The sequence below is a fragment of the Adhaeribacter sp. genome (genome assembly GCF_057359045.1).
Genome location: NZ_JBMQUD010000114.1, coordinates 1 through 9,736, shown reverse-complemented (window position 1 = coordinate 9,736; position 9,736 = coordinate 1). Strand labels below are relative to the sequence as shown.

Genomic DNA, 9,736 nt, shown 5'->3' with positions numbered 1-9,736 from the left:
GGTTAAAGAATCTTCGAGTTTAGAGGCTGGCTCAAACAAAACCTTTACTAACGTTGATTTGGGCTGGTACAGGCTTATGGTTAAGTCGTTGGGCACAATCTGCACGCTTTCGTGTTTGCCCGTTGTGTAGTTAAATCCCCGACCGGTGCATTTGCCGGTAGCATACCTGTATTGGATTTGCTGGCGGTCGAGGTAAGCCGTTAAGGCTTTGATTTTGGCTTCGTGACCCTGGGTTTTTAACACGTAGGTTTTGTAAGGCCCGGCCGGGTTTTGCTGATTGCGTTGGTAGTAGCGGCTAAATTCGTCCAGAACTTTCTCTTTGCGGTCGGCCAGGGCTTCTATAGTGGCCAAACTGGCGGTATGGTGGTGGGCAATGCGTTGGGACAAAGTTAAGGTATCGCCGTCGGCGCGGGCGTAAGCCAAACCAGCGCGGCCCGAGCCGCCTTGCTCGTAAGTCATGGCAATGGCCCCGTTAAAAGAGGGCCAGGTATCGCCATAACTCGGATAAAATAAATCGTAGGTTTCGCGGGTAAAATACAGCCAGTTTTGCCGGTCGAAATATTTGCGGTTGTTTTCGCCGATGATTCCCTGAAATTCGCGCTGCCACGGTGTTATATCTTCGTGAAAAGGTTTGGCCGCCGGCGAAAAATAATAAGAGGCTTCCCCGCTCATCTCATGAAAATCGGCGTGTAACTGCGGCATCCATTTGTTATATACCGCAATGCGCTGCTGCGATTCCTGCTGGGTTTGCCAGGCCCAGTCGCGGTTTAAATCAAATAAATAATGGTTGGGCCGCCCACCCGGCCAGGGCTCCTGGTGTTCGCGCGCCCAACGGTTGGCGTTAGGCGCGGCATTGGCTACCTGTCCGTACCACTGAACATAACGTTCGCGGCCATCCGGGTTTACACAAGGGTCAATTAAAATAACGGTTTTATCTAACCAGGCTTTTATTTGCTCATTTTTGGCGCTTACCAAATCGTACAAAACCTGCAGCACCGCTTCCGATGATACGGCTTCGTTGCCGTGCACATTGTAACTCAGCCACACCACCGCCGGCTGGTTGGCATCGGGTTGGCCCGCTAATAAACCGGTACGTTTTAAGTTACTCGTCCGGATTTCTTCTAAACGTTGCAGGTTACTCGGGGCTGAAACGGTAGCTAATAGTAAGGGCCGGCCTTCGTAAGTAGTACCGTAGGTTTGCAGGTTTATTTGGTTGGGGGACGCCTGTTTTAAATGCTCCAAGTACCGGATTATATCGCTGTGGCGGGTAAAGAGGCTACCTAATCTATAACCTAAAAACTCGTCGGGGCTTTGCGCAGTAGTTTGGGCATAAACGGCCCCGTTAAACAAAGTAAAAATTAATATAAATATTATTTTAACCTTCGCGTACATAAAAGGAATAAACAGATAAATAAATTTGCCCTTAATTATTTATTAAAGTTGGCGGATAAATTCAGGACTACCAAAGCCTGCTTAAAATTTAAACTATTTACAAATCCGTAGAAATAGGTGTACGGGTTTAAAACAATTTACTTTTAACTCAAAAACATGTCGGAAATAAAATTCGAAAACTTGTTGAAAATTGCTTTACCCGCCGAGCAGGAAGAATTATTAGGTAAAAGCGCCGCCATTATTTATAAAGAATTTGAACTGGCCGAAGCGCGTCATCGTGCCCACGGGGGGCAAACGCAAGCCGGCGACAACCTGCACTTTAAGTTCGAGAAAGTACGCATTGGGGTTGCCACTTCCCTGATGCAGGTATTTGCCGACATGGCCGACGATGACGATAGCCGGAAAGTACTGGCGGTATTAAAAGAGGCGGCCCAGGGCACCAGTGTGGCCCAGATTGACAATATTATTAATAAAAATATAAAAGCTTTCGATAACCTGTATAAAGACCTATTTATTAACGACGAAGGCGAAATGCTCCTCGATTTGTTTCAGCGCACGCTGCAGGCCGATTCTAAAGCCGAAATGGACCGGATAATACACGAAAGCTTAAAACTGATTCAGATGCTGCAGGAGCAGGATGATGAGGAAGCTTAGATTAGCACCGCTTGGCTCAAAACAATTAGATACTCGAAATATCGTCTTGTAAACGGCATTTTTTATTTATCCGTTAGATAATCCTGTTTCCCGGGCATTTAGGCACGGCCCAAATAAATTATTCCGGATAAATATTTTATTTAGACATTGAATGCGGGTAAATACTAGCCGCCCCGCAAATAGAAAATCCCGCTTTCCAGATTCCAGTATTATGCGTTTATGGAAATTACTTTAACTACTCCAGCACTTTTGTTTCCGGCAATTTCTTTGTTGCTTTTGGCTTATACCAACCGGTTTCTGGCTTTGGCTTCGCTGGTACGCAACTTAAAAGAGCAATATGTGCGCACCCACAACTCTGTTTTAATGGGCCAGATCCGCAACCTGCGGCACCGGCTAATTTTAATCCGGAATATGCAAACCCTGGGTATAACTAGCATGTTTATGTGCGTACTGTGCATGTTTGTACTTTTTGCCGGCGAAGAAAAGATAGGCAAATATTTGTTTGGGTTAAGCTTGCTGTTGCTCATGGGTTCTCTGGCTTTATCGATCCGGGAAATTCAGATTTCGGTAAATGCGCTAAAGATTGAGTTGAGCGATATGGAAGAACAGAAAAGCTTTAAACGTATGGCTTAACCATAAAGCTAGACTCTTTCTTCATTACGAAAATTTACTGCGCTAATTCAAGTAGCTTGGCTGGGCTATGTATAAAATATTGGTTTATCTAATTCTCCCCTGCAACTACTATATAATATAAATTCAGCTTCATTAATCCCCGTTTAAACCCTTTTTACGGACAAGAATATTTTTTTACATCTTTATACGAAATTATTCGTAATTAAATTTGTTAGTACGAAAACATTCGTATACATTTGGATATATAAATAAACTATCTGCCCATGGAAAACTTACCCCCTCTGAAACCCACAGAAGCCGAATTGGAAATATTACAGCTCCTTTGGCAACACGGCCCTTCTACGGTTCGGTTTGTAAACGACGAACTGAATAAAAACAAAGAAGTTGGTTACACCACCACCCTTAAAATTATGCAGCTCATGACCGAAAAAAATATGGTCCGGCGCGACGAAAGCAACCGGTCGCACGTGTACGAAGCTTTGCTTAAAGAAGAAGCTACCCAAAAACATTTGCTCGATCGGTTCCTGGACAGCACTTTCCGGGGCTCAGCAACCAAGTTAGTGATGCAAGCTTTAGGCAGCCATAAAACTACACCCGCCGAATTAGAAGAAATCAGAAAATTTTTAAATAAATTAGAAGGAGATTCCCAGCCATGAAAACTTTAAACCAGCTTATTCCGCAAGAACTGACCCAAGCCATTGGGTATACTATTTTGCACTCGCTTTGGCAAGGCTTACTATTGGCATTGGGTTTAACCCTGTTGCTGGTATTTATGCGTCGGCAAACAGCCATTACCCGGTACCGGGCGGCTTTAGGAGCCTTACTTTTACAACTGCTTTTCTCGGGGCTTACGTTTGGGTATTATTATAAATGGGCGTTAAATGCCAGCGAAGCCTTAAAAAATGCTAACCTAAAAGCCTCGTTTTTGCTGGAGCCCGGTTTGGCCCCAAATACCGGCTATTTTACCTGGACCCAGGTTACCCTTTATTTTCAGGAGCAATTGCCTTTAATTGTTACGGTTTGGCTACTGGGTTTAGGATTTATGTTGCTGCGCTTTTTAGGTGGCTTTGCTTATTTACAACGCATCCGGGTTTATAAAAACACCCCGCTCCCGGCTGCCTGGCAGCAAAAACTGCAAACCTTAAGCTATAAATTAAATCTAAATATGCCCATAAGCGGTGCCGAATCGGGTCTGGTTAAAACCCCGCTGGTTATTGGCTATTTTAAACCAATTATCTTATTGCCGCTAGGTACCTTAACCGATTTGCCCATAAACCAGATAGAAGCCATTCTGGCCCACGAACTGGCCCACATCCGGCGGCACGATTATCTGATTAACCTGCTGCAAACCTTAACCGAAGCCTTGTTTTTCTATCATCCGGCCATTTGGTGGATAAGCGATTTTGTACGGGTAGAGCGCGAAAACTGCTGCGATGACCAGGCCATAGCGCTTTGCGGCGATAAATTTGCCTATGCCCAGGCTTTAACCCGCCTCGCCGAAATAAAAGAACAGGTGCCGGGTTTAGCTTTAGGTTTGGCGGGGAAAGATGGTTCTTTGCTAGGCCGCATTAAACGCTTGTTTGTACAACCTGCCGTAAAACCTACACTTCGCGAAGGCTTTGTAGCGGGTGCCATTATGCTCTTTTGTTTTATGGCCATCTCGGCGGCCGCTTTAAGCAATTATACTTCCCTGAAATTTGAGGCGGTATCCGAACCCCAAAACAGTGCTGCCGAAAATATATCCTTTGCATCGTCGCCCCTCCCCGATACCCTTAAAATGGCTAAGGTGGTTATGCTACAGGATAAAAAAGGCAAATTGGTTGAAATGTGGATCAATGGCGTTAAAGTGCCCCAGGAAGGATTAGCGGCGTATACCAATTTTGTAATAAAAGAACCAAAGGCCACCCAAGTAGGTGATAAAACCCGGTTGACCGGTAAAATGGTATTACCCCCACCGCCTCCGCCGCCAGCAGCACCAGAAACACCGGCTACTCCGCCAGCCCCACCAGTTCCGCCAGTACAATTAGCCGAGAAAAACACCATTACCATTAAACCTTCGGCAAACAGACCAGAACCATTGTATATTATTGACGGTACGCCAGCTAATAAAGCCGCCATGAATAAATTAGCTCCCAATACGATTCAGGCAATAAGCGTTTTAAAGGGAGACAAAACTAGTCAGTACGGCGAAGCAGGTAAAAATGGGGTAATCCTTATCACCACGAAAGCCGGGGCAGAAGTTCAGGCTGAGCCAACGAAGAAAACACCGGCAGCCGTAGATGTCAAGAGTATTATCTCTATTAAAGCTTCGGAGAACACCCCGGACCCGTTGTATATTATTGATGGTACGCCAGCTGATAAAATGGCCATGAGCAAACTAGCTCCCAATACAATAGAATCCATGAACGTTTTAAAAGGAGCAAGTGCCAGCAAATACGGCGAAGGGGGTAAGAATGGCGTAATCCTTATCACCACGAAAGCTGGTACAGAAAGTCAGCCTATTCAGGCACAAAATCTAAATATTGATTTAGATGCTAAAGATAAAGCTGAACAGCCGGCTATGCCCCGCGACCACGAGCAAAAAACCAACTTGGTACTGAAGGAGTTAAAAGCCGATAATTTGTACAGCAACGATAAAGATTATACCCTTAAAATTACCAATTCGGCTATGTACATTAACAATGTAAAGCAGCCCGATGCACTTTTCCAGAAATACCGCAAATATTTGCCGTACCCCAACAAAAACGTTTCTTACCAGACTTTCGAAATTAAAGGCCGTTTTAGGGAACAATAGCATCTTTGGTGTATTAACATTAATTAAAAAGGCAGGGTAATTATCCTGCCTTTTATTTTGCCCGTATGGTTCACTTTTTAAAGATTTACCAGAAGTAGAACATAATGCGTATTTTTAAACCGGATTACTTAATCAGGAGCTAAAATTGGAAATATTAGATTTAAACCACGTAGCCTTACATGTACAGGATGTTGAAGTTAGCTGTCAGTTCTATGGCCAAATATTAAGCTTACCGCGTATTCCCCGCCCGGCTTTCACTTTTCCGGGGGCCTGGTTTGCCATTGGCCCGGTACAACAACTGCATTTAATCGGCGAACGCACCCAGCCGGTGGTATCGGAACCGCGCGGTAACCATTTTGCCATGCGGGTAGCTTCTATCCGGGCTGCCGAAGCTGATTTGCGCGAAAAGAATGTAAAATTTGCTGGCCCCAAGCAACGCCCCGATGGCATGTGGCAAATATTTATTCAGGACCCCGACGGCCACGTAGTAGAACTTACTGAGCTGCCCGACTAAGCCCCAATATTAAGCCTGCCGGCAATTAAAGCTTTAACTAAAAACAATCTGGCAGCCGGTTCTTACGTTTTAAATCTGCCCATTACGCCAATATTTGGCTCAACTAAAGAAAATAACCAAGTGGGTAACCGCGCCGGTTAGCCAACTGGCTTTAGACCAATATTACTTTAGCCGGGTTCTGCCATTTATTAAGTATTAAAACTTCAGTTTATTTAGTTTTGATTATCTTTACTAAACGGTTATCCGTTTAAGTTATATAATTTATAAGTTTTTGTATACAATGAGTATAGTTAAGCGATTGTCGTTTATTTTACTTGGGCTGGTAATTTTAACCCAGGCATTTGCAACCGACAAAGGATTAAAAGCTTTATCCAAAAAGGACTACAAACGGGCTTACGAAATTTTTACCGAGGCCCTGGCTAAGAATCCGGGCGATGTGGTGGCCTCTTACGGTTTAAGTAAACTCCTCACCATTAAAACTTTTCAGCAGTACGATATTGAGCGAGCTTATGTGCACCTGATTAATGCGAAGGAATCTTACAAATCGTTGGGCGAAAAAAACCTGAAAAAACTGCAGGATACCGAAGTGACTGAAGAAAATATGCTGGCTTTGCAACAGCACATCGATTCGGTAGCTTTTCAGAACGCGGTACTGGCCAACAGCACCGATGCGTTAGACCAATTTATTAAAACCCACAAAACCTCGCCCCAAATTGCCAGCGCCGAAACCCTGAAAAGTCAGTTGGAATATTTAACCGTGCAAAAGGTAAATACTTACGAAGCTTACGCCGAGTACATGCGCAAGTACCCCAAATCGAAGAAAATAGCCGAAGCCCGGAAAACCTACGATAAGTTATTATACAAAACCATTACGGCCGATGGCACTTTTCAGGCATTTAAAAACTTTGTAACCAATTACCCCGAAAGCCCTTACCTGGAAGAAGCCACAGAAAAAATGGAGCAACTGGAGTTTAAATCGTTACTCACCGAAAATTCTTTGGAAGGCTACGAAAAATTTGTGGAAAATAACCCCACCAGCAAATACCGCAAATGGGCCGAAGACAGTATTTACGCCCGTTTTACCTCTTTTCCGTCTATAGCCGATTACGAAAATTTTATTAATAAATATCCTAAGAACCGCAACATCCGCAACGCCTGGGAAAAATTATACCTGTTGTTTAACGACAGCGGCGCTCCCGATTCGTACGAAGCCTTTAAGGCCCGTTACCCCAACTATAACGAGGCTTACCAACTCGAAAACGATATTGAGCTGGCAAACTTTGGCGCCAAAATGATAAACATGAACTTTATTGGCTTTAAAGAAGAGCAAATAGATGCCTACGTTGCCCTGGCTGCCCCCACCGAACAAGCCATAACGGTTTTAAAATTACGCTTAAAACCCTGGCTGGCGGCACACCAGTACCAGAATTGTATAAATTATCTTACCAAATACCAATCTTATTTTGGGCACAAAGCTTACCGCTTATCGGCCTGGATTGAGACCCTGGCCAAAGCCCGCGAAACTTATGAGAAAGACAAAAAGGTAACGGCTTTTACCCTGAATTAATATTAACCTTACAGCCACCTGGTGCTTCTAAAATTCCGGGTTATGTTAAGCAGGATATACAGCCAGAGCAACTTTTGTAACGGAAAAAACTACTACTATTACCAAACAGTACTTACCTTTATTATTAGAATAAGTATTAAATTTTAAGTTAAGGCAAACCCGGCAGGTTTTAAAACTGCCGGGTTTTTCTATTATTTTGTGGTTCAACGGTATACAACCGATATAAGCAGGCTGGCTATTCGTTCAGCGCTACTGCTGTTCCCCGTATTCTGATTTTATTATCTTCTTTCTTCAGATTTTCTTCTGATTTCGTTAACAGCTTAATAACTTTTAGGTTAATACCGTCTTTTTGGTTTTCAACCTGGTCTACTATAATTCGCCAGAGGCGGTTTTCATCTACGAGATACTGGTCGTAGTCGGTGGTTACCAGCTCCCCATCTAGCATAAAGAGAGATGGCGACTGCTGTAAGTTTGTATACTTATGTTTTAATTGGGTTAATGAAATAGGTTTGATAACATGCGACGGCTTGGTTGTCAGATAAACTTGCCCATTACTTTGTAAACTGCCCTTAACTACATCAACTTTATCAATTACATTCGGGTCAATTGACAAGAAAAAGGTTTCGTTAACCAGTTTCCCGTTTACATAGTACGCTGGTCCTGGTTTATGAGGGCTTGTCTTTTTAACATAATAAACGCTTAAAGGCGTGTCAGGAGCATTTACGGCAACGCCTTGTTGAGGCTTACTTACTGGCGCGGTACCCGGCATTGTCTGGCCCAAAGCCTCAGTAGCGAATAATATAATGGCTAGCAGAAAAAGATTTTTCATAGTTTACTTATTTAAGTTTATCGTTTTTTAACTGGCTACATTGGTTTAGAGCTTTGCGTTCGGGCGCATTTCGTAGCACAAGACGGTTAATAAGCATTACTTTAAATAGAAAGCAAAGCGCTATGTTTGCACGTCAGCCTGCCCGACGTAAAACCCGTATTAGCAGTGCGTTGTTATTGCCTATCTACAGCGTAATTCAGTTCCGTTACCCCGCAGGTAAATGGTCGGGTATTCAGCAATTTTAGGTTTATTCGGTCTTTGATGTCTGTAAACAAGGGAATGCCTTGCCCCAGAATAATTGGATTAACGAATAGCCAGTAGCCATCGATTAAGTTTTGTTGAATTAGTAAATGGGTGGCGGTTGGGCTGCCAAAAAGCAATATTTCTTTACCGGGCTGTTGTTTTATTTCATTTATTTGGTCCGGAAGGTTATCGCTAATAATTGTTGTATTCGATAAGTCCGCATCTTTCATGGTTTTGGATAAAACAATTTTGTGAATATTGTTATACCACTTAGCATGTTCCATGTCGTGTTGGGTCGCGGTTGGCTTGTCTGCGGCGGTTGGCCAGTAACTTTCCATCATCTGGTAAGTTACCCGTCCGTATAGGGCAGTATCGCCTTCGCTTATCCGCTTGCCAACATAACTAAAAATTTCTTCATTAACTTTAATCCAGTCCATTTCTCCGCTCGGTCCGGCCACAAAACCGTCGAGGGATATGTGCATAAATGAAATTATCTTTCTCATTTTTTCATCATTAGATTATCGAAGTAAAATTGCTGGTTTAAATGTTCGAACGAAAGTGTAAATGCGACGTTTTACCGGGTCATTTGCGGCAAAAATTAATACGAATTACTCTGAAATAGGATAGTTGCGGTTCAATAACTGCTAATGTTAGAGTGTTTATGAAGTTGTGGCATTTGAAAAACGTCAGTTTCAATTAACCACAGAAGCAAAATAGCGGTTTAAAGTCGAATGCTTAACGTCCAGCCACAATTTTATAAACACAATGTTAGTAGCCGTGTTTCTTTCTTGCAATGGTTGATGCTAAGAACAAAGTGCTTGCTAACCCAAAAAGCATTGGTCCGAACTCCGTCAACTCAAATTGTCCTCTAATTTTAAATAGCGTCAATAAATACCAAATTTGCCATAGAACGATGAGAAACATAAAGGAGACGAATGAAAACTTTAAAGTATTAGACAGTGGTAGGCGCTCAATTAAATCTCTTTCAAATACCAGTCTTTGTCCAGCAATTAAAATAAAAACTACAGTAAGCAGAAATGGTCCAGCAAAATTTAAAAAGGTCAAACGAGGACCGCTCGGACTTTGATTGAAAAAAGAAAAAATAAACTG

At 43.0% G+C, this 9,736-nt stretch carries 10 protein-coding genes; 6 read left to right on the top strand and 4 right to left on the bottom strand.

Going from position 1 to position 9,736, the window contains the following annotated elements:
• On the bottom strand, positions 1–1,392 hold a 1,392-nt coding region (locus ACO1R6_RS17325; RefSeq protein ID WP_486266276.1), incomplete at its 3' end, for a M14 metallopeptidase family protein.
• Positions 1,393–1,548: 156 nt separating this feature from the next.
• On the opposite strand from ACO1R6_RS17325, the gene ACO1R6_RS17320 reads away from it, so the two are divergent.
• The 6 genes from ACO1R6_RS17320 (at position 1,549) to ACO1R6_RS17295 (ending at position 7,554) form a co-directional block, all read left to right on the top strand.
• On the top strand, positions 1,549–2,046 hold the full coding sequence (locus ACO1R6_RS17320) for a hypothetical protein (protein ID WP_486266275.1): 498 nt from the start codon (positions 1,549–1,551) through the stop codon (positions 2,044–2,046).
• A 219-nt stretch (positions 2,047–2,265) separates the two neighbouring features.
• Positions 2,266–2,679 carry a DUF2721 domain-containing protein gene (locus tag ACO1R6_RS17315; RefSeq protein ID WP_486266274.1) on the top strand — a complete coding sequence of 138 codons (414 nt, stop codon included), beginning with the start codon at positions 2,266–2,268 and terminating at the stop codon, positions 2,677–2,679.
• A 263-nt stretch (positions 2,680–2,942) separates the two neighbouring features.
• Positions 2,943–3,335, top strand: a complete 393-nt coding sequence (locus ACO1R6_RS17310; protein WP_486266273.1) for a BlaI/MecI/CopY family transcriptional regulator — start codon at positions 2,943–2,945, stop codon at positions 3,333–3,335.
• Positions 3,332–5,473, top strand: a complete 2,142-nt coding sequence (locus tag ACO1R6_RS17305; RefSeq protein ID WP_486266272.1) for a M56 family metallopeptidase — start codon at positions 3,332–3,334, stop codon at positions 5,471–5,473. Before ACO1R6_RS17310 ends, ACO1R6_RS17305 begins: the two co-directional genes overlap by 4 nt.
• Positions 5,474–5,618: 145 nt before the next feature.
• Complete coding sequence (locus ACO1R6_RS17300) at positions 5,619–5,987, top strand: VOC family protein (RefSeq protein WP_486266271.1); 369 nt, start codon at positions 5,619–5,621, stop codon at positions 5,985–5,987.
• A 280-nt stretch (positions 5,988–6,267) separates the two neighbouring features.
• Positions 6,268–7,554, top strand: a complete 1,287-nt coding sequence (locus tag ACO1R6_RS17295) for an outer membrane protein assembly factor BamD (protein ID WP_486266269.1) — start codon at positions 6,268–6,270, stop codon at positions 7,552–7,554.
• Between the two features lie 235 nt (positions 7,555–7,789).
• Here the strand turns inward: ACO1R6_RS17295 and ACO1R6_RS17290 are convergent, their stop codons facing one another.
• From ACO1R6_RS17290 to ACO1R6_RS17280, 3 genes are all read right to left on the bottom strand, one after another.
• On the bottom strand, positions 7,790–8,383 hold the full coding sequence (locus ACO1R6_RS17290; protein ID WP_486266268.1) for a hypothetical protein: 594 nt from the start codon (positions 8,381–8,383) through the stop codon (positions 7,790–7,792).
• A gap of 173 nt (positions 8,384–8,556) precedes the next feature.
• Positions 8,557–9,129, bottom strand: coding sequence for a dihydrofolate reductase family protein (locus tag ACO1R6_RS17285; protein WP_486266267.1), 573 nt, complete (start codon positions 9,127–9,129; stop codon positions 8,557–8,559).
• 265 nt (positions 9,130–9,394) lie between these two features.
• A partial coding sequence (locus ACO1R6_RS17280) for a hypothetical protein (protein WP_486266265.1) occupies positions 9,395–9,736 on the bottom strand: 342 nt, incomplete at its 5' end.

Excerpts from the sequence above, each read along its gene's own strand:
- ACO1R6_RS17320 (WP_486266275.1), top strand. The coding sequence starts at position 1,549 with ATGTCGGAAATAAAATTCGAAAACTTGTTGAAAATTGCTTTACCCGCC.
- ACO1R6_RS17315 (WP_486266274.1), top strand. The coding sequence starts at position 2,266 with ATGGAAATTACTTTAACTACTCCAGCACTTTTGTTTCCGGCAATTTCT.
- ACO1R6_RS17310 (WP_486266273.1), top strand. The coding sequence starts at position 2,943 with ATGGAAAACTTACCCCCTCTGAAACCCACAGAAGCCGAATTGGAAATA.
- ACO1R6_RS17305 (WP_486266272.1), top strand. The coding sequence starts at position 3,332 with ATGAAAACTTTAAACCAGCTTATTCCGCAAGAACTGACCCAAGCCATT.
- ACO1R6_RS17295 (WP_486266269.1), top strand. The coding sequence starts at position 6,268 with ATGAGTATAGTTAAGCGATTGTCGTTTATTTTACTTGGGCTGGTAATT.
- ACO1R6_RS17290 (WP_486266268.1), bottom strand. The coding sequence starts at position 8,383 with ATGAAAAATCTTTTTCTGCTAGCCATTATATTATTCGCTACTGAGGCT.
- ACO1R6_RS17285 (WP_486266267.1), bottom strand. The coding sequence starts at position 9,129 with ATGAGAAAGATAATTTCATTTATGCACATATCCCTCGACGGTTTTGTG.